The sequence below is a fragment of the Sphingomonas sp. MS122 genome, assembly GCF_049532975.1.
In the GTDB taxonomy this organism is placed as follows: Bacteria; Pseudomonadota; Alphaproteobacteria; order Sphingomonadales; family Sphingomonadaceae; genus Sphingomonas.
Genome location: NZ_CP186695.1, coordinates 3,188,569 through 3,207,027, shown reverse-complemented (window position 1 = coordinate 3,207,027; position 18,459 = coordinate 3,188,569). Strand labels below are relative to the sequence as shown.

General features: G+C 67.8%; 17 protein-coding genes. 11 read left to right on the top strand and 6 right to left on the bottom strand.

Annotated elements, in window-relative coordinates:
• The first annotated feature begins 10 nt into the window (after positions 1 to 10).
• From smpB to ACO227_RS15605, 5 genes are all read left to right on the top strand, one after another.
• Positions 11 to 493 (top strand): SsrA-binding protein SmpB, encoded by a 483-nt coding sequence (gene smpB, locus ACO227_RS15625; RefSeq protein WP_066575278.1) that lies wholly within the window; start codon positions 11 to 13, stop codon positions 491 to 493.
• A gap of 43 nt (positions 494 to 536) precedes the next feature.
• Positions 537 to 1,046: a DUF2062 domain-containing protein gene (locus tag ACO227_RS15620; RefSeq protein ID WP_423607372.1), complete on the top strand. Its 510-nt coding sequence runs from the start codon at positions 537 to 539 to the stop codon at positions 1,044 to 1,046.
• A 70-nt stretch (positions 1,047 to 1,116) separates the two neighbouring features.
• Positions 1,117 to 3,165 carry a M13 family metallopeptidase gene (locus tag ACO227_RS15615; protein WP_423602934.1) on the top strand — a complete coding sequence of 683 codons (2,049 nt, stop codon included), beginning with the start codon at positions 1,117 to 1,119 and terminating at the stop codon, positions 3,163 to 3,165.
• A 38-nt stretch (positions 3,166 to 3,203) separates the two neighbouring features.
• Complete coding sequence (locus ACO227_RS15610; RefSeq protein ID WP_423602932.1) at positions 3,204 to 5,594, top strand: response regulator; 2,391 nt, start codon at positions 3,204 to 3,206, stop codon at positions 5,592 to 5,594.
• A gap of 41 nt (positions 5,595 to 5,635) precedes the next feature.
• A complete protein-coding gene (locus ACO227_RS15605; RefSeq protein WP_423602930.1) occupies positions 5,636 to 5,986 on the top strand; it encodes a response regulator in 351 nt (116 codons plus the stop codon).
• A gap of 98 nt (positions 5,987 to 6,084) precedes the next feature.
• Here ACO227_RS15605 and ACO227_RS15600 read toward each other — a convergent pair whose 3' ends face one another.
• From ACO227_RS15600 to ACO227_RS15580, 5 genes are read right to left on the bottom strand one after another with little or no spacing between them, the layout of a single operon-like run.
• The gene (locus ACO227_RS15600; protein WP_423602928.1) at positions 6,085 to 6,603 is read right to left on the bottom strand and encodes a phosphoribosyltransferase; all 519 of its coding nucleotides are present in this window, start codon (positions 6,601 to 6,603) and stop codon (positions 6,085 to 6,087) included.
• On the bottom strand, positions 6,603 to 7,616 hold the full coding sequence (locus ACO227_RS15595) for an adenosine deaminase (RefSeq protein ID WP_423602926.1): 1,014 nt from the start codon (positions 7,614 to 7,616) through the stop codon (positions 6,603 to 6,605). The genes ACO227_RS15600 and ACO227_RS15595 overlap by 1 nt, the downstream gene beginning before the upstream one ends.
• Before the next feature lie 51 nt (positions 7,617 to 7,667).
• The gene (locus ACO227_RS15590) at positions 7,668 to 8,363 is read right to left on the bottom strand and encodes a class I SAM-dependent methyltransferase (RefSeq protein ID WP_423602924.1); all 696 of its coding nucleotides are present in this window, start codon (positions 8,361 to 8,363) and stop codon (positions 7,668 to 7,670) included.
• Entirely contained in the window at positions 8,353 to 8,817 is a 465-nt protein-coding gene (locus tag ACO227_RS15585; protein ID WP_423602922.1) for an Rrf2 family transcriptional regulator, read from the bottom strand. The genes ACO227_RS15590 and ACO227_RS15585 overlap by 11 nt, the downstream gene beginning before the upstream one ends.
• Before the next feature lie 32 nt (positions 8,818 to 8,849).
• Positions 8,850 to 9,419 (bottom strand): DNA-3-methyladenine glycosylase I, encoded by a 570-nt coding sequence (locus tag ACO227_RS15580; RefSeq protein WP_423602920.1) that lies wholly within the window; start codon positions 9,417 to 9,419, stop codon positions 8,850 to 8,852.
• Positions 9,420 to 9,560: 141 nt separating this feature from the next.
• Here ACO227_RS15580 and recA point away from each other — a divergent pair, with 141 nt between their 5' ends.
• From recA to ACO227_RS15565, 3 genes are all read left to right on the top strand, one after another.
• Positions 9,561 to 10,640, top strand: coding sequence for a recombinase RecA (recA, locus tag ACO227_RS15575; protein WP_423602919.1), 1,080 nt, complete (start codon positions 9,561 to 9,563; stop codon positions 10,638 to 10,640).
• A gap of 292 nt (positions 10,641 to 10,932) precedes the next feature.
• The gene (locus ACO227_RS15570) at positions 10,933 to 11,400 is read left to right on the top strand and encodes an FKBP-type peptidyl-prolyl cis-trans isomerase (protein WP_423602917.1); all 468 of its coding nucleotides are present in this window, start codon (positions 10,933 to 10,935) and stop codon (positions 11,398 to 11,400) included.
• Between the two features lie 129 nt (positions 11,401 to 11,529).
• Positions 11,530 to 12,171: a glutathione S-transferase family protein gene (locus ACO227_RS15565; RefSeq protein WP_423602916.1), complete on the top strand. Its 642-nt coding sequence runs from the start codon at positions 11,530 to 11,532 to the stop codon at positions 12,169 to 12,171.
• Here ACO227_RS15565 and ACO227_RS15560 read toward each other — a convergent pair.
• Positions 12,162 to 13,529 (bottom strand): dicarboxylate/amino acid:cation symporter, encoded by a 1,368-nt coding sequence (locus ACO227_RS15560; RefSeq protein ID WP_423602914.1) that lies wholly within the window; start codon positions 13,527 to 13,529, stop codon positions 12,162 to 12,164. The two genes, ACO227_RS15565 and ACO227_RS15560, sit on opposite strands and share 10 nt — an antisense overlap.
• A 72-nt stretch (positions 13,530 to 13,601) precedes the next feature.
• On the opposite strand from ACO227_RS15560, the gene ACO227_RS15555 reads away from it, so the two are divergent.
• The 3 genes from ACO227_RS15555 (at position 13,602) to ACO227_RS15545 (ending at position 18,437) form a co-directional block, all read left to right on the top strand.
• Entirely contained in the window at positions 13,602 to 14,858 is a 1,257-nt protein-coding gene (locus ACO227_RS15555; protein ID WP_423602913.1) for a M24 family metallopeptidase, read from the top strand.
• A gap of 557 nt (positions 14,859 to 15,415) precedes the next feature.
• Entirely contained in the window at positions 15,416 to 18,085 is a 2,670-nt protein-coding gene (alaS, locus tag ACO227_RS15550; protein WP_423602912.1) for an alanine--tRNA ligase, read from the top strand.
• Positions 18,060 to 18,437, top strand: a complete 378-nt coding sequence (locus ACO227_RS15545) for a hypothetical protein (protein ID WP_423602911.1) — start codon at positions 18,060 to 18,062, stop codon at positions 18,435 to 18,437. Before alaS ends, ACO227_RS15545 begins: the two co-directional genes overlap by 26 nt.
• Positions 18,438 to 18,459: the final 22 nt, after the last annotated feature.

The following is an 18,459-nucleotide window of genomic DNA, read 5'->3' as shown; positions in this document are numbered from 1 at the left end:
GCGCCTCCTTATGGCCCGCCCGCGTCCCACCGAATTCGACAAGAAGAAGATCGTCGCCGAGAACCGCAAGGCGCGGTTCGAGTATTTCATCGAGGACGTCTACGAAGCCGGTATCGCGTTGCAGGGCACCGAGGTGAAGGCGCTGCGCTTCGGCGAGGGCTCGATCGCGGAGAGCTATGCAGAAATCCGCGGCGAGCAGGCCTGGCTGGTCAACGCCAACATCCCCGAGTTCAGCCACGGCAACCGCTTCAACCACGAGCCCAAGCGCCCCCGTAAATTGCTCCTTCATCTGCGGCAGATAGAGAAGCTTCACGGCGCGGTAGCGCGCGAGGGGATGACCCTGGTGCCGCTGTCGATCTACTTCAACTCGCGCGGCCGCGCGAAGGTGGAGCTGGCATTGGCGAAGGGCAAGAAGACTCACGACAAGCGCGAGTCGATCAAGGAGCGGGACTGGAAGCGTGAACAGGGAAGGCTCCTCCGCGACCGTGGCTAAGCCGACCTTCTGGGACCGCATGCGGGCCTGGGCGGACCGCAACATGCCGACCCGCGAGTCGATGGAGCAGAACAAGTGGCTCCGCCCCGTCGCGCACCGCGTGCTCGCCCCCGAGCTGTGGCGCTTCACCCGCCGCTCGGTGCCGCGCGGCGTGGCGCTGGGCATGGTCACGGGGATCATGATCCCGGTGGCGCAGATCTTCTTCTCCGCGCTGCTCGCGCTGCCGTTCCGCGCCAACATCCCGGTCGCGTCGCTGACCACTTTCCTGACCAATCCGCTGACCACGCCGCCGCTATGGGCCTTCGCCTATTGGGTCGGGCGAAAGATCCTGCATTTCGACGCCACCGTGCCGGGCCAGCCGATCGCCACGCACGTCGCCAACGACAGCTGGCTCAACTGGCTGTGGTCGGAGGCCGGCCCAGCGCTGATCACCGGGCTGGTGACGATCACGATCATCGCCTCGATCCTCGGCTACATGATCAGCGCGGTGGGCTGGCGGCTGTGGATCGCGCGCAAATGGCGCAAGCGGATCGCGGCGCGGGCGGGGAAGTAACCGCCGAGACTTGATCGGGCGTATCATCGGCGTAAGACACGCGCACCCGACTCTCCCGAAAGGTGCATCGATGCGTCTCTTCCTGACTTCCGTCCTCCTCGCCGGCACCGCGCTGGCCGGCGCCGCCACTGCGCTTTCGGCGCGCGAGGCGCCGGCGCCCGCCGCCGAAACCGGCTCCAGGCCGCAGCTCGGCAGCTTCGGCTTCGACGAGAAGGGGATGGACAAGGCGGTCGCGCCGGGCGACGATTTCTACACCTTCGCCAACGGTGCCTGGGCGAAGGCCACGCCGATCCCTGCCGACAAGTCCAACTACGGCATGTTCACCGCGCTCGACGATCTGTCGAAGCAGCGGGTGCGCGGCATCCTCGACGCGGTGAAGGGCGATCCCAACAGCATGATCGGGCGCGCCTATACGAGCTATCTGAACACCGCCGCGGTCGAAGCCAGGGGGCTGGCGCCGATCCAGCCCTGGCTGGGCAAGGTCAAGGCGCTCGACAGCAAGGCCGGCTATTCGGCGCTGGTGGTCGAGGCGGCGAAGATGGGGATCAACGGCCCGTTCGGCGGCTATGTCGGCCAGGACGACAAGCATCCCGAGAATTACATCTTCACCATCTATCAGGGCGGCACCGGGCTTCCTGACCGCGACATGTACCTGGTCGACAACCCCAAGATGGCGGCGCTCCGCACCGCCTATGTGGCGCACCTCGCCAAGATGCTGACGCTGGCGGGCGAGGCGAATGCCGAGGCGCGCGCCAAGGCGGTGATGGATCTCGAGACCCAGATCGCCAAGGTCCAGTGGACCCGCGAGGACGCGTCCGACGCGGTCAAGGCCTATAACAAGTTCACGCTGGCGCAGACCGCCGACTTCTCCAGCCCGACGCTCGACATGCCGGCGATGCTGAAAGCGATCAGCCCCAAGATCACAGAGGTGCTGATCGGCCAGCCCAGCGCGGTCAAGGGGACCGCCGATATCCTCGACAAGACGCCGCTCGAGGTGCTCAAGGACCAGATGCTACTGCGCAGCCTGGGCGGCCTCTCCAACTATCTGCCCGATGCGGTGGCGAACGAGAATTTCGCCTTCTACGGCACCGTGCTGCAGGGCACGCCGCAGCGCGAGGAGCGCTGGAAGCGCGCGGTGAGCTTCACCGAGGGCGCGCTGGGCGAGGCGGTCGGCAAGGAATATGCCGCGCGCTACTTCCCGGCCGAATACAAGGCGGAGATGAACAAGCTCGTCGCCAACGTGCTCGACGCGATGGGCCGCCGGATCGACTCGCTCGAATGGATGCAGCCGCAGACCAAGGCGCGAGCCAAGGCCAAGCTCAAGAACTTCACCGTCAAGGTCGGCTACCCCGATCGCTGGCGCGACTATACCGGGCTCGAGGTCAAGGCCGACGACCTGTTCGGCAATGCCGTCCGCTCCAATCAGTTCGACTTCCAGTACATGATCGACAAGCTCGGCGGACCGGTACGCAAATGGGAATGGGGGATGCTGCCCCAGACCATCAACGCCTATGCCAATTTCGGCATGATGGAGGTGGTGTTCCCGGCCGCGATCCTGCAACCGCCCTTCTTCGATCCCAAGGCCGATCCGGCGGTCAACTATGGCGGCATCGGCGCGGTGATCGGGCACGAGATCAGCCACCATTTCGACGACCAGGGTGCCAAATATAACGAGAAGGGCGAACTCGCCGACTGGTGGACGCCGGAGGACACCAAGGCGTTCGAGGCGGCGAGCAAGGCGCTGGTCGCGCAGTATGACGCCTATGAGGCGCTGCCGGGCGAGCATGTGAAGGGCGAGTTCACGCTGGGCGAGAATATCGGCGACCTCGCCGGCCTCACCATCGCCTATGACGCCTATCGGCATTCGCTCGGCGGCAAGAAGCCGCCGGTGATCGACGGCTTCACCGCGGACCAGCGCTTCTATCTCGGCTGGGCGCAGATCTGGCGGCGCAACTATCGCGAGGCGAATCTGCGCCAGCGGCTGCTGACCGACCCCCACGCACCGTCGATCCAGCGCGCCTGGGTCGTGCGCAACCTCGACCCCTGGTATGCCGCGTTCGGCGCCAAGGACGGGCAGAAACTGTATCTCGACCCGGCAAAGCGCGTTCGTATCTGGTGAGCGCTTGACGGCTCGACGGGGGGACGGGAAAGGAAGCGATGGCCTCGCGTCCCGCTCCCCCTGCTGAAGACCACCGCTCCGCTGCCACGCCCTTGATCGTCGCGATCGCGGCGGGGGCGACGGCGGCCGGGATCATCCTCTGGCTCACCGGCTCGACGCTGGTCGCCGCGGGGTTCCTCGCGGGAGCGCTGGTGATCGCGGGTAGCGTGTTCCTGGCCGTGCGGCTGCTCCCTTCCACGAAGGTCGACGAGCCGGCGGTCGACTGGTCGGTCGCGCACACGCTGGCCTCGATGAGCAGCGACGCGCTCGCCGTCACCGACCGCGCCGGACGGCTGGTCTGCGCCAATGACCGGTTCGGCGCGCTGTTCCCCAGCTATCCCGCGCCGCCGGGGGTGGTGGCGAGCGAATGGGTCTCGGCGCAGCTCGGCACCGCGGGGCGCGCGGCATGGCGCGACGGCAATGCCTCGAGCGGCACCTTCGAGACGGCGGGCACCAAGCTCACGGCGCATATCATCCGCGTGGGCGATTCGATGCTGGTGTGGCGCTTCGCCGGCACCGATGTGGTCGACCTGACCAAGCAGGCGCAGGCGCTGGTCGCGGGCGCCTCGGGCGACCGGCTGGGCGCCGCGGGGATCATGATGGCACTGCTCGGCGGCGACGGCCGCGTGCGCGCCGCCAACCGCGTGGTGCGCCAGCGCGCCATGGGCGACGAGAATGCGATGATCGAGGGGCGCGACTTCACGCGCTTCCTGATCACCGACAATCTCGGCATCGTCCGCTTCGAGCGCGAGGGCCTGTCGGGCACGCCGCTGCGCGTGCTCGAGATCCCCTTCCTCGACGGCGACAATGCGCCGATGCTGGTCGCGCTGCTCGACGACGAGCTCGCGATCCCGCACCCGGCGATCGGCGACACCGCGGGCGCGCATGTCCGATCGCTGATCTCGCTGCTGCCCTCGGGCATCGCGCTGGTCGGCGGGGACGGGCGCTTCGTTCACATGAACGACGCCTTCGTCCGTGCCGCGCACGTCAATGCCGCCAACCCGCCGCTCTATCCCGGCGACCTGGTGGTGCGCGAGGACAAGGCCGCGCTCGCCGATGCGATCCGCCGGTTCGCGGCGGGCGCGGCGCATTCGATGGACATGACCGTGCGCTTCGCCGAGGCGCCCGACGAGGGCGTCGCGATCTCGATCGCCGCCGCACGCGGGCTCGGCGAGGCCGCGGTGCTGCTCAGCCTCAGGGATGCGGGCGAGGAAGGGCGGCTCAAGCGCCAGGTGGCGCAGGCGACCAAGATGCAGGCGGTGGGCCAGCTCGCCGGCGGCGTGGCGCACGACTTCAACAACATCCTGACCGCGATCATCGGCCACTGCGACCTGATGCTGATGCGCCACGCGCCGGGCGACAGCGACTATGACGACATCCAGCAGATCCTGATCAACTCAAACCGCGCCGCCGCGCTCACCCGCCAGCTGCTCGCCTTCTCGCGTCAGCAGACGCTGCGCCCGCAGGTGCTCCAGCTCCCCGACGTGATCTCGGAGGTGTCGAACCTCCTGAAGCGCCTGCTCGGCGAGACGGTCGAGCTGGTAGTCAGCCATGGCCGCAACCTGAGGCCCGTCCGCGCCGACCCGGGCCAGCTCGAGCAGGTCGTCGTGAACCTCGCCGTCAACGCGCGCGACGCGATGCTGACCAAGAGCCCCAATGGCGGCGGCACGCTCACCATCGAGACCTTCGGCGTCCCCGCGCACGAGGTCCGCGCGATGGACGACGACGTGCTGCCCGTCGGCGACTATACCGCGCTGCGCATCTCCGACACCGGCACCGGCATCCCCGCCGACGTGCTCGCGCATATCTGGGAGCCGTTCTTCACCACCAAGGAAGTGGGGAAGGGCACCGGCCTCGGCCTGTCGACCGTCTACGGCATCATCAAGCAGTCGGGCGGCTATATCTTCGCCGAGAGCCCGAAGGGGAAGGGGGCGGTGTTCACCATCTACCTTCCCGCGCACGCCGCGGGCGATGTTGCGGCGGTCAAGACGCCCGCCACCAAGCCCGTGCAGGGCGACTTATGGGGCAGCGGCACCGTGCTGCTGGTCGAGGACGAGGCGATGGTCCGCGCCGTCGCCGAGCGCGCGCTGGCGCGGCAGGGCTATACCGTGCTCACCGCCGAGAATGGCGAGGCCGCGCTCGAGCTGCTCGCCACCAGCCAGAAGCCCGACCTGCTGATCACCGACGTGGTGATGCCGACGATGGACGGGCCGACGATGGTGCGACACGCGCGCAAGCGCTATCCCGACCTCAAGATCGTGTTCATGTCGGGCTATGCCGAGGAGCAGCTGCGCAAGTCGATCGACCTCGACAACGTCGCCTTCCTCCCCAAACCCTTTTCCGTCCAGCAACTTGCGGAGGCCGCGCGCGCCGCGCTGACCGTGAAATAAGTTCTTGGCGCAAAGCGGTTTTTCCGGCAAAGCCGCTGGCGATGACTGCTCATCTCCGCATCCTCATCGTCGAGGACGAACCGCTGATCGCGATGATGCTCGAGGATTTCCTGAATATCCTCGGCAAGCAGGTCGCGGGCGTCGCCGACAGCGTCGCGACCGCGCTGCCGTTGGTGGCCGCGGGGGGCATCGACGCGGCGATCGTCGACGTGCATCTGAACGGCGGCGAGAAATGCTGGCCCGTCGCCGATGCGCTGGCGGAAGCGGGGATTCCCTTCCTCGTCGCGACGGGCGGCGGAGACGACATGATCGTCGACGGGCACAAGCACCGGCCGGTGCTCGCCAAGCCCTTCACGATGGACGCGATCGAACAGGCGTTCGGCACGCTCTAGAGCGAGTTCAGCTCGGCTACGCCGACCTGATCGCTCTAGATTCTTGAATTGACGCGATTTCCGAGCCGCCGGGTGATTCCACCCGGCTTGAAATCGCTCTAGGCGGTTCGCTCCGGCACTTCGGCGGCGTCCGCCGCGATCGTGGCGGCCGGCGCGACCGCCTCCCAGGGAAACACGAACCAGTCCTTGGTCGCCGTGCGGTCGATCGTCCGGGCGGCATATTCGACGCGCTGGCTTGACGTCGCATTGTCGAGCAGCGTCGCGAAGCGGATGGCGCCGGGGACTGCGCCCGCCTCGGCGAGCTTGGCGCGCAGCCTGGCGACGGTCGCGCCGCTGTCGTTGATGTCGTCGAGGAACAGCAGGCGCTCACCCGCCCGGGTGCGTGCGGCGAGCCGTTCGAGCGGCGCGTCGGCGAAGTCGTGGACTTGCGAGCTGTGGTCGACCGACAGCATCGACATGCCCGTCGCGTGGCTGAGATAGACCGCCGGCGCGAGGCCGCCGCGGCCGATGCCGATGATGAAATCGGGCCGCCACTCGGCGTCCGCATGAAGCGCCGCGGCGATGGCGAGCACGTCGGCGACGAACTGCTCGTGCGAGATCGGCATGAAGACGGGCATCAATGCGCCGCCACGAACGCGTCGAGCCGGGCGAGGTGCGCGGCCTTGGCCCCGTCGTCGAGGAACGAACCGGTGAAGCTGTTGCGCGCGAGCGTCGCGAGCTCCGCCTTGCCGAGCCCGCGCGCCGCCGCGACCGCGCGGTAATTGTCCGCGACATAGCCCCCGAAATAGGCCGGATCGTCCGAATTGACGGTAGCGCTCAGCCCCTCCGCCAGCATGCGGTCGAGCGGATGGCTGGCCATGTCGTCGACGACGCAGAGCTTGAGGTTGGAGAGCGGGCACACCGTCAGCGTCATGCCCTCGTCCGCCAGCCGGCGAACCAGCGCCGGATCCTCGAGGCTGCGGTTGCCGTGATCGAGCCGGTCGATGTCGAGCAGGTCGAGCGCCTGCCACACATAGTCGGGCGGGCCCTCCTCGCCGGCATGGGCGACGCGCTTGAGGCCCATGCCGCCCGCCGCCGCGAAGACGCGGGCGAACTTCTCGGGCGGGTGTCCGACCTCGGACGAATCGAGGCCGACCCCCGCGATCCGGTCGAGCCACGGCTCGGCCGCCTTGAGCGTCGTGAACGCCGCCTCCTCGTCGAGGTGGCGCAGGAAGCAAAGGATCAGTTTGGAGGTGAGGCCATGCCGGGCCTCCGCCTCGCGCATCGCCGCGAGCAGCCCGTCGGCGACGACCTGGAACGGGACGCCGCGGTCGGTGTGCGTCTGCGGATCGAAGAAGATCTCGGCATGCACCACGCCATCCGCCGCCGCGCGCGCGAAATAGGCGTCGGCGAGGTCGTGGAAATCCTGCTCGGTGCGCAGCACGTCGGCGCCGGCATAATAGATGTCGAGGAAGTCCTGCAGGCGAGAGAAGCTATAGGCCCCGCGCACCGCTTCGACGCTGTCGAACGGGATCTCGACCCGGTTGCGCTTCGCCAGCGCGAACATCAGCTCGGGCTCGAGGCTGCCCTCGATGTGCAGGTGCAGCTCGGCCTTGGGCAGGCCCGCGATGAAGGCGTCGAGATCGCTCATGGCCGCGCAGGATCGCCCCAAGCCGGGGACAGGGCAAGCGCGGAGTTGCGATCAGGCGTAGCCGACCCAGCCGCGCCAGGTGAACGCCATGTAGAAGGGGGTGACGTCGCGGAACCCGGCGGCGCGCAGCACGGCCTCGTCCGCATCGGGTGAAAGCATGTTGACCGCGCTGCCGACCGCCTCGCGCGCGCCATGGGCCTGCTCGGGATCGGCGCCCGAGGCGATCGCGAACGCGGCATAGCGATCGAGCCACTGGTCGCGTGTCGCGTCCTGCGGGTAGCTGCCGTGCGCAGCGACGAACGGCGCGGCGGGACGCAACCGCGCGCGGATCGCCGCGGCGGTACGGGTGCGCTCCTCGGCGGCGAGGAAATGCAATGTCAGCAGGCACACCGCGCCGTCGAACGGGCCCGGGGGCGCATCGTCGATATAACCCTCGACCAGCTCGGCGCGTCCGGCATCCGGCCCGAGTGTCCGCGCCGCCAGATCGAGCATCGCACGCGCCGGGTCGACGCCGGTGAAGCGCCAGCCGGGATAGGCGCGCGCCAGTGCCTTGAGCTCCAGCCCGCCGCCGGCGCCGAGCACCAGGATATGCCCGTCCTCGGGCACCCGCTCGGCGAGCAGGATTCCGGTCATGCGGTGAAGATCGGCGAAGCCCGGAACGTAGCGCGGCGGGTTCTCGGCATAGTTGGCGACCGCGGCGGGATCGGCGAACTTGTCGAGGAAATGCTGGGCGCCGTCAGTAGCCATGGGGATGATCCTTTGCGCGATGCGTGGGCCGCGCCGCGAGCCGGACGCGGAAATCGGATTCCAGATCGGCGAGGGTCACGCTTTTCAGCCGCTCCAGCATCAGCGCCTCGGCGGCATCGAATGTCTCGTCCAGCGCGGCGTTGACCGCCTGCTCGACCAGGCAGCGAGGCTGTTTCGAACGGTTGCCGATGGCGAGCAGGGCAGGGCGACCGAGCGCTTCGTAGACGTCGAGCAGCGTGATCTCGCCGAGCCCGCGTACCAGCGTCCAGCCCCCACCATGGCCTTTCTCGGAGCGCACATGGCCGCGCTCGCGCAATCCGGCGAGGATGCGGCGGATGACCACGGGGTTGGTGTCCATTGCCTTGGCCAGCAGCTCCGACGGCATCGGCCCGTCATGGTCGGCAAGATGGATCAGCAGATGGAGAACGCCCGACAGGCGGCTGTCGCGAATCATGTAACTTCAAATGATACGTGACGTCTCTCGTGTCAACCTGCCGGGGACACCGCGTCCCGCCGGAAGCAGCCCTTCGCGTGGTCGTTGACCATCCCGACCGCCTGCATCCACGCATAGACGATCACCGGCCCGACGAACTTGAACCCGCGCTTCTTGAGCGCCTTCGAGATCGCCTCGGAGGTCGCGGTCTTGGCGGGGACGGTGACGCCGTCGCCCTTGACCGGCGCGCCGCCCGCCAGATCCCATGCCCAGCTACCGAAATCCTCGCCCCGTTCAGCAAAGGCGAGATAGGCGCGCGCATTGGCGATCGCGGCCTCGATCTTGGCGCGGGCACGAATGATACCAGGGTCGGCCATCAGCCGCTCGACCTCGGCCGCCCCGAACGCGGCGACCTTTGCCGGATCCCAGTTCGCGAAGGCGGCGCGGAAGCCGTCGCGCCGCTTGAGGATGATCGACCAGGACAGGCCGGCCTGGAATCCCTCCAGCATCAGCATTTCCCACAGCAGGCGCGAATCGCGCACGGGCACGCCCCATTCGGCATCGTGATAGGCCGCCATCAGCGGATCGCCCTCGGCCCAGCGGCATCGTTTAATGTCGGTCATCAGCGCACTCCGGAAGGAGAACAAAAAAAGATCGTTCCACTCTTGTTCTATAGGAACAAAGGATATACACAAGTGCCAGACGGAGATTGGATAGAGCGTGTTGAAGACGGCGCGCAAAGCCTCTAGCGACGGAGACCTCGGATGGCAGCTTCCCTCAAGGTGATCGACGGAAACATGGCGATTTCTTCGGACAAGCAGAAGGCGCTCGACGCCGCACTCGCGCAGATCGACCGCGCCTTCGGCAAGGGCTCGGCGATGAAACTCGGCTCGAAGGAGACGATGCAGGTCGAAGCGATTTCGACTGGTTCGCTCGGGCTCGACATCGCGCTCGGCGTCGGCGGTCTGCCGCGTGGTCGCGTGATCGAGGTCTATGGTCCGGAAAGCTCGGGCAAGACCACGCTCGCGCTGCACGTGATCGCCGAAGCGCAGCGGAATGGCGGCGTCGCCGCGTTCGTCGATGCCGAGCATGCGCTCGACCCGGTCTATGCCAAGAAGCTGGGTGTCGACATCGACGAGCTGATCGTGTCGCAGCCCGACACCGGCGAGCAGGCGCTGGAGATCACCGACACGCTGGTCCGCTCGAACGCGATCGACGTGCTGGTGGTGGACTCGGTCGCCGCGCTGGTTCCGCGTGCCGAGATCGAGGGTGAGATGGGCGACAGCCATGTCGGCCTGCAGGCGCGGCTGATGTCGCAATCGCTGCGCAAGCTCACCGGATCGATCAGCCGCTCGCGCTGCATGGTGATCTTCATCAACCAGCTGCGCATGAAGATCGGGGTTATGTACGGCAACCCGGAGACCACGACGGGCGGCAACGCGCTGAAGTTCTACGCCTCGGTCCGCCTCGATATCCGCCGCACCGGCCAGATCAAGGACCGCGACGACATCATCGGCAACACCACCCGCGTGAAGGTGGTGAAGAACAAGGTCGCGCCGCCGTTCAAGCAGGTCGAGTTCGACATCATGTACGGCGAGGGCATCTCCAAGATCGGCGAGATCCTCGATCTCGGCGTCAAGGCCGGCCTGGTCGAGAAGTCGGGCGCGTGGTTCAGCTATGACAGCGTCCGCATCGGCCAGGGCCGCGAGAACGCCAAGACCTTCCTCAAGGACAATCCGGACCTTTGCGCCCGGCTCGAAGCGGCGATCCGCAATCGCACCGCGCAGGTCGCCGAGGAGATGATGACCGGCCCGGACGCCGAGGACGACGACGGCGAACTCTGACAAAGGCGACAGGTTTAGCGCGGTTCCGCGTAACTTCGTCAATTTCGGGCACGAATTGGCCCGGGAACAGGATTGGGCCGCGCCGTATCGCAACGAGCGGCGGCGGTCACGGGACTAGCTTCCCATCGGAAGGCCCGGCGCCCCACGCGCCGGGTCTTTCGGTTTCGCGGTTCGCGATGATGTGCTTGGCTACCCAATGTGATAGCTGCTCGGGCGAAACGCCTGCGAGGAATGGAGAACAGAGTTGGCACGGGGGATTTCTGGAATTTTCCTGCTCGCATTTGGCTGCGGGATGGCCGCGATTCCGGCGTCCGTCGCCGGTCAGCAGGCCGCCCCGCCCGACCTTTCGCAGGACACGGCGTGGCATAACCGGCAGATGCTGGCGCTGGCCGAGCGGAATGGTGGCAACGGGTGGAACGTCACCGCGAGCGGGCTGCGCTGGCGCCGCATTGCCGGGGACGGCAGCGGCGCACGGCCAAGTCCGGCCGATCGCGTGACCGTGCATTATGTCGGTACCTTCAGCGACGGTGCGGAGTTCGACAGCTCGGTCAAGCGCGGCGAGCCCGCGACCTTCCCGCTCAACCGCGTGATACGCGGATGGCAGGAGGGCGTGCAGCTGATGGGGGTCGGCGACAAGGTCGAGTTCGCCATTCCCCAGGAGCTCGCCTACGGGCCCAAGGGAAGGGGCCCGATCCCGGGCGGCGCGACCCTGCTGTTCACCGTGGAGCTGATCGCGATCGATCCGGCTGGCGGCGCCTGAGCGGCACCTCGCGCAACCAGGCGATTCAACGACTTTCGAGGCGGGCCGTCATCCGGTCGGCTGATTGATGCTGGCCATCGGCACGACGACGGCGCAGGTTCGGCGGATGTCAGCGAGGAAATCCGGCCGATGATCACCGTCCACCATCTCGAGAATTCGCGCTCGCAGCGTGTGCTGTGGCTGCTCGAAGAGCTGGGATTGCCCTACCGGATCGAGCGCTATGCGCGGAACAAGGCGACGATGCTCGCCCCGCCCGAGCTCAGGGAGGTGCATCCGCTCGGCAAGTCGCCGGTGATCGTCGATGACGAGGCCGATGGCGGGATGGGCCGGACGATCGCCGAGACCGGGGCGATCATCGAATATCTGGTCGAGAAGGCCGATGGGAAATTCGGTCCGCCGGCACACCGCGAATCGGTGCTGCGCTACCGCCATTTCCTTCACTATGCCGAGGGCTCGCTGATGCCGCCCTTGCTGGTCAAGCTGGTGCTCGGCCGCGTGCCTTTGCTCGGCAAGACCGCGCAGAAGAAGATCCAGCCGATGATCGACGTGCATCTCGATTATGTCGAGGGACACCTCGCCGAGCATGACTGGTTCGCGGGCGACGAGCTGACCGCCGCCGACGTGATGATGAGCTTTCCGCTCGAGGCGGCGCGGAGCCGTGCCGGTCTCGACGCGTCACGCCCCGCGACGATCGCATGGCTGAACAAGGTCCATGCCCGCCCGGCCTATCAGGCCGCGCTCGCCGCGGGCGGACCCTATGCCTATGCCTGAGTGCCGCTCGTCGGCGGTTTGCCGAATTCGCTGAAGCTCTGCTCGTCCACCGCCGGGCCATGGCCAGTAGGCGCGTGAGGGGGCTCGATATCGGCGGGCTCGATCGGATCGAGGCGCCCGCCCTCCCATTTGGCGACCACCGCGCTCGCCACCGCATTGCCGACGACGTTGGTCGCCGAACGGCCCATGTCCAGGAAATGGTCGATGCCGAGGATCAGCAGCAGTCCGGCCTCCGGAATGTCGAAGAAGCCGAGCGTCGCGGCGATCACCACCAGGCTGGCGCGCGGCACGCCGGCGATGCCCTTGCTGGTGATCATCAGCACCAGCAGCATCGTGATTTCCTGCCCCAAGGTCAGGTCGATGCCATAGGCCTGCGCGATGAAGATCGTCGCGAAGGTCATGTAGATCATCGAGCCATCGAGGTTGAAGCTGTAGCCCAATGGCAGCACGAAGCTGGCGATGCGCGGCGGCACGCCGAACCGGTCGAGCGCCTCGAGCGTGCGGGGATAGGCGGCCTCGGACGAGGCAGTCGAGAAGGCGAGCAGCAGCGGATCGCGGATGTAGCGGACGAGCAGCCCGGTGCGCTTGCCGACGATCAGGAAGCAGACGCCGATCAGCACCGCCCACAAGAGGAACATCGCGAGGTAGAAGGTGCCCATGAAATAGGCGAGGTTGCCGATGATCGCCGGGCCGCGCTCCGCCAGGGTGCCCGCCACCGCCGCGAACACCGCGACCGGGGCGAAGCGCATGACATAGTTGGTCACCTGCAGCATGACATGGACCAGCGCCTCGATCGCGCTGACCAGCGGCTTGGCCTTCTCGCCCACGGCGGTGATCGCGACGCCGATGAACAGCGAGAAGATCACGATCTGCAGGATCTCGTTCTTGGCCATCGCCTCGATCCCCGAGGCGGGGAAGACGTGCGTGAAGAAGTCCTTGAGGTTGAACGCGGCCTTCTCGACTCCGCTGGCCGCATCGGCGGGCGGCAGCGGGAAGTTGAGGCCGACGCCGGGCTGGAACAAGTTGACGAGGATCAGGCCGAGGGTAAGCGAGACCAGGCTGGCGCAGATGAACCAGCCGACCGCGCGGCCGCCGACGCGGCCGAGCGCGGCGGTGTCGCCCATGTGTGCGATGCCGGCGACGAGGGTCGCGAACACCAGCGGGGCGATGATCATCTTGATCAGGCGCAGGAAGATCGTGGTGACGATCGAGAAATAGCCGGCGAGCGTCTTGAGCTGCGCTTCGGCCCCCGCCGAATCGGCACCGTAGCTGTTGTGGACGCCGTAGTGCAGCCCCAGGCCGACGATCGCGCCGAGCACCAGCGCGATCAGAATGAAGGTCGTCAGTTTCTTGGCCATCGGGCTCCCCTCGTTGCGGCGCCTAGACAGGGGATTGCGGGGCGCGGGTCAAGGGCCGTATCGCTGGCGGCCATGATCCTGTCCCGCCGCTCGCTGCTCGCCGCAGCCGCCGTCACCCCGCTGGCCGCACGTGCCGGCGTGCTCCGCAACGCCGAGCCGGATCTGTCGGCACTCTCGAACATCACCGGCGATGCGGTGCCGATCGGGCCCGGAGAGCGGCGCGCGCGGCTCGCGCGGGCGCAGGCGCTGATGAAGGCGAACGGGATCGGTGCCGTGCTGATCGAGCCGGGGGCGAGCCTGCTCTATTTCACCGGGGTGCGCTGGGGACGCAGCGAGCGGCTGACCGCGGCGGTGATCCCGGTCGAGGGCGAGGCGATGATCGTGACGCCCTTTTTCGAGGAGCCCTCGGTGCGCGAATCGCTCGGCGTGCCGGCGGAGATACGGGTGTGGCAGGAGCACGAGAGCCCGTTCGCGGTGATCGCGGGCTGGCTGCGCGAACGAGGGCTGGGCAACCACCGCATCGGCATCGAGGAGACGGTCCGGCATTTCGCGGTGACGGGGCTGGCGGAAGCGATCGGCGACGCGCGGCTGATCGTCCCGGCCAATTCGGTGGTGCGCGGATGCCGGATGATCAAGAGTCCGGCCGAGCTCGCGCTGATGCAGAAGGCCGCGGACGTGACGATGGCCGCCTATCGCTGGACGCATCCGCGGGTCGAGGCGGGGATGACGCCGCAGGACATCGCCGCGCTGATGACCGCCGCGACGCGCAAGCTGGGCGGGGAAGTCGCGTTCAACCTGATCCTGCTCGGCGAAGCATCGGCCTATCCGCACGGCACCGGCAAGCCGCAGAGGGTGGCGAAGGGCGAGGTGGTGCTGATGGACTGCGGCGCGCGCGTCCATGGCTATGAGAGCGACATCAGCCGCACCTTCGTCCATGGCGCCCCGACCGCCGAGCAGCGCAAGGTGTGGGGCGAGATGCGCAAGGGGCAGGAGATCGCCCTTGCCGCCGCGCGGATCGGGACGCCGGCGGGCGCGGTGGATGACGCGGTGCGGCGCTACTATGAATCGCTCGGCTATGGGCCGGGCTACAGGCTGCCCGGCCTGTCGCACCGTACGGGCCACGGCATCGGCATGGATGGGCATGAGCCGATCAACCTGGTGCATGGGGAGGCGACCAGGCTGGCGCCGGGCATGTGCTTCTCGAACGAGCCGGGGATCTACCTGCCGGGCAAGTTCGGGGTGCGGCTGGAGGATTGCTTCCACATGACGGCTAGCGGGCCGAAATGGTTCAGCGTGCCGCCCAAGTCAATCGAGGAACCGATCGGGTAGCGCGGCGGGCGCGGGAGCCGTGTCCGCTTGACAAAGTTGACTCGAATGCGGAGTGTCAGGCGGCGCTAGGAGGGGAGCGCGGCTCCGACGCGGCGACGAAGCGGCACTAACGCGCCGCCGAAGCGGCACTGAAGCGGCGCTCGAGCGCCACCTACGCGCCACTCACGCAACGCGACGCGCCACCTACGCGACAGTCGCGCGGCACGCTTGACGATTGACGGGTCAAAGAGCGGCCATTCGCATGGCGGGGACGGATCGACATTCAGCCATTCCTCCCCCGGAGGGGGAGGGGGACCGCCGAAGGCGGTGGAGGGGTAGTTTCGTCGTGCGATGCCGCTTGCCGAAACTACCCCTCCGTCATCGCTTCGCGATGCCACCTCCCCCTCCGGGGGAGGAAGGTGCACTTCATCCCGATTACGAACCGAATGGCGATCCTTGATCGATGCAAGCAGACGAAATCCAACATTGCAACGGCGAGCCGACTCCTCGGGCACTACAATCACCCTGATCGAACCGTTTCGCTTGAGCGGAACCCGCTCACCCCCTAAGTCGCGCTCATGACCTCGACCAACGATATTCGCCGCAGCTTCCTCGACTATTTCGAGGGCCAGGGGCATGCGCGCGTCCAGTCGGCGCCGCTGGTGCCGCACAACGATCCGACGCTGATGTTCGTCAACGCCGGCATGGTGCCGTTCAAGAACGTGTTCACCGGCCTGGAGACGCGGCCCTATTCGACCGCGGCGTCGAGCCAGAAATGCGTCCGCGCGGGCGGCAAGCACAACGACCTCGACAATGTCGGCTATACCGCGCGCCACCACACCTTCTTCGAGATGCTCGGCAACTTCTCGTTCGGGGACTATTTCAAGGAGCAGGCGATCACCCATGCGTGGACGCTGCTGACCAAGGAATGGGGCCTGTCGCCCGAGAAGCTGACCGCCACCGTCTATCACACCGACGACCAGGCGTTCGACCTGTGGCGCAAGATCGCGGGCCTGCCCGAGGAGCGGATCATCCGCATCGCGACCAAGGACAATTTCTGGGCGATGGGATCGGACGGGCCGTGCGGGCCGTGCTCGGAGATCTTCTACGACCATGGCGACCATATCTGGGGCGGCCCGCCGGGATCGCCGGAGGAGGATGGCGACCGCTTCGTCGAGATCTGGAACCTCGTCTTCATGCAGTTCGTGCAGGAGAATGACGAGATCGTCGGCGACCTGCCCAAGCCCAGCATCGACACCGGCATGGGGCTGGAGCGCGTCGCCGCGGTGCTGCAGGGCGTGCACGACAATTACGATACCGACACGTTCAAGGCGCTGATCGCCGAGAGCGGCGCGCTGACCGGCGCCTCGACCACCGGCGAGCACCAGGCGAGCCATCGCGTGATCGCCGATCATCTGCGCTCGTCGGGCTTCCTGGTCGCCGACGGCGTGCTGCCGGCAAACGAGGGCCGCGGCTATGTGCTCCGCCGCATCATGCGCCGCGCGATGCGGCACGCGCATATCCTGGGCGCCAAGGACCCGCTGATGCACCGCATGGTGCCGAGCCTGGTCGCCGAGATGGGCGGCGCCTATCCCGAGCTGGTGCGCGCGCAGCCGCTGATCGAGGCGACGCTGCTGCAGGAGGAGACACGGTTCCGCCAGACGCTGGCGAACGGCTTGAAGCTGCTCGATGAGGCGACCGCGGGGATGAGCGAGGGCGACACGCTCCCCGGCGAGACCGCGTTCAAGCTCTACGACACCTATGGCTTCCCCTACGACCTGACCGAGGACGCGCTGCGCCCGCAGGGCATGAGCGTCGACCGCGAAGGCTTCGACACGGCGATGGCGCAGCAGAAGGCGGCGGCGCGTGCGGCATGGAAGGGCAGTGGCGCCAAGGCTTCGGACGATGTCTGGTTCGACATCGCCGAGGAACTGGGCGGTACCGAGTTCACCGGCTACACCGCAGTCGACGGCGAGGGCCAGGTGGTCGCGATCGTCAAGGACGGCGCGCGCGTCGACCAGGCCGGGCAGGGCGACGAGGTCGTGATCCTGACCAACCAGACCCCCTTCTATGGCGAGAGCGGCGGCCAGATGGGCGATGCCGGCCTGATCTCCAGCGACAAGGCGCGGGCGGTGGTCAACGACACCTCCAAGCCGCTCGGCCGGCTGCACGCGCATCACGCGACGATCGAGAGCGGCGAAATCGCGGTCGGCGATACGGTGAAGCTGGCGATCGACGTCGCGCGGCGCGACCAGCTGCGCGCCAATCACTCGGCCACGCACCTGTTGCATGCCGCGCTGCGCGAGCGGCTGGGGCCGCACGTGACCCAGAAGGGCAGCCTGGTGGCGCCCGACCGGCTGCGCTTCGACTTCTCGCATCCCTCGTCGCTGACGCCGCAGGAGATTGCGGACATCGAGGCGGACGTGAACCGGCATATCCGGGAGAACGATGCGGTCGGCACGCGGCTGATGACTCCCGACGACGCGGTCGCGGCGGGCGCGCTGGCGCTGTTCGGGGAGAAATACGGTGACGAGGTGCGCGTGCTCTCGATGGGCCACGCGGGCGAGGCGACCTATTCGGTCGAGCTGTGCGGCGGCACGCATGTGCGCGCACTGGGCGACATCGCGATCTTCAAGATCGTCAGCGAAAGCGCGGTGTCGAGCGGCGTGCGCCGGATCGAGGCGCTGACCGGCGAGGCCGCGCGGCTGTGGCTGCTCAATCGCGACGAGAAATTGCGCGAGGTCGCCTCGGCGCTCAAGGCGTCGCCCGACGAGGTGCCGGCGCGCGTGCTGTCGCTGGTCGAGGAGCGCCGGCGGCTCGAGAAGGAGCTGGCCGAGGCCAAGAAGGCGCTCGCGCTAGGTAATTTTGGGGGCGGCGGCGGCGCGGCGGCGCCCGCCGGGCCCGAGCAGGTCGGCGGGGTCAACTTCATCGGCCAGATCCTCGACGGGCTCGATCCCAAGGCGCTGCGCGGCGCGGTAGACGAGGCCAAGGGCCGCATCGGTTCAGGTGTGGTAGCTTTTGTCGCGGTAAATGAAGGGCGTGCAGCGATTGCGGTCGGCGTCACCGACGACCTGACCGGAAGCCTGAACGCAGTCGAACTCGTCAAGCGCGGCGTCGCCGCGCTGGGCGGGCAGGGCGGCGGCGGGCGCCCGGACATGGCGCAGGGGGGCGGACCGGAGGGCGGAAACGGCCCCGCCGCGATCGATGCCGTGAAGGGGGCGCTTGCCGAGGAGAAAGAAGCTGCCTGACCGTGTTCTGCTGGCCGCCGCTGCCGCTGCGGCCCTGTTCGTAAGCCCCGGCGTTTCGGCGCAGGGGAAGTTGCCGCCCTATCCCGAAGCGCTGCGCTGCGCGGCGCTGACGAGTGCGGCCGCGAATCTCGGCAAGAGCTCGCCGCAAGCGTCGCAGCTGTTCGACCACCAGATCTACTGGAGCATGGCCGCCGCCGATTCGGGCCGCGCGGCGGGCAAGGCGGCACGCGCCGTCGAGACCGAGGTGCGAAGCGGTGCGACCGCCGCCGAGGCACGGCTGCGCTCGCAGGATGGCGCAACCACCGCGGCGCTGGCAGACTGTGTCCGGCGCGTTCCCGCGCTCAACGATTGACCTGATGGAGTGACCCGCCCGA

Excerpts from the sequence above, each read along its gene's own strand:
- smpB (WP_066575278.1), top strand. The coding sequence starts at position 11 with ATGGCCCGCCCGCGTCCCACCGAATTCGACAAGAAGAAGATCGTCGCC.
- ACO227_RS15620 (WP_423607372.1), top strand. The coding sequence starts at position 537 with ATGCCGACCCGCGAGTCGATGGAGCAGAACAAGTGGCTCCGCCCCGTC.
- ACO227_RS15615 (WP_423602934.1), top strand. The coding sequence starts at position 1,117 with ATGCGTCTCTTCCTGACTTCCGTCCTCCTCGCCGGCACCGCGCTGGCC.
- ACO227_RS15610 (WP_423602932.1), top strand. The coding sequence starts at position 3,204 with ATGGCCTCGCGTCCCGCTCCCCCTGCTGAAGACCACCGCTCCGCTGCC.
- ACO227_RS15605 (WP_423602930.1), top strand. The coding sequence starts at position 5,636 with ATGACTGCTCATCTCCGCATCCTCATCGTCGAGGACGAACCGCTGATC.
- ACO227_RS15600 (WP_423602928.1), bottom strand. The coding sequence starts at position 6,603 with ATGCCCGTCTTCATGCCGATCTCGCACGAGCAGTTCGTCGCCGACGTG.
- ACO227_RS15595 (WP_423602926.1), bottom strand. The coding sequence starts at position 7,616 with ATGAGCGATCTCGACGCCTTCATCGCGGGCCTGCCCAAGGCCGAGCTG.
- ACO227_RS15590 (WP_423602924.1), bottom strand. The coding sequence starts at position 8,363 with ATGGCTACTGACGGCGCCCAGCATTTCCTCGACAAGTTCGCCGATCCC.
- ACO227_RS15585 (WP_423602922.1), bottom strand. The coding sequence starts at position 8,817 with ATGATTCGCGACAGCCGCCTGTCGGGCGTTCTCCATCTGCTGATCCAT.
- ACO227_RS15580 (WP_423602920.1), bottom strand. The coding sequence starts at position 9,419 with ATGACCGACATTAAACGATGCCGCTGGGCCGAGGGCGATCCGCTGATG.
- recA (WP_423602919.1), top strand. The coding sequence starts at position 9,561 with ATGGCAGCTTCCCTCAAGGTGATCGACGGAAACATGGCGATTTCTTCG.
- ACO227_RS15570 (WP_423602917.1), top strand. The coding sequence starts at position 10,933 with ATGGCCGCGATTCCGGCGTCCGTCGCCGGTCAGCAGGCCGCCCCGCCC.
- ACO227_RS15565 (WP_423602916.1), top strand. The coding sequence starts at position 11,530 with ATGATCACCGTCCACCATCTCGAGAATTCGCGCTCGCAGCGTGTGCTG.
- ACO227_RS15560 (WP_423602914.1), bottom strand. The coding sequence starts at position 13,529 with ATGGCCAAGAAACTGACGACCTTCATTCTGATCGCGCTGGTGCTCGGC.
- ACO227_RS15555 (WP_423602913.1), top strand. The coding sequence starts at position 13,602 with ATGATCCTGTCCCGCCGCTCGCTGCTCGCCGCAGCCGCCGTCACCCCG.
- alaS (WP_423602912.1), top strand. The coding sequence starts at position 15,416 with ATGACCTCGACCAACGATATTCGCCGCAGCTTCCTCGACTATTTCGAG.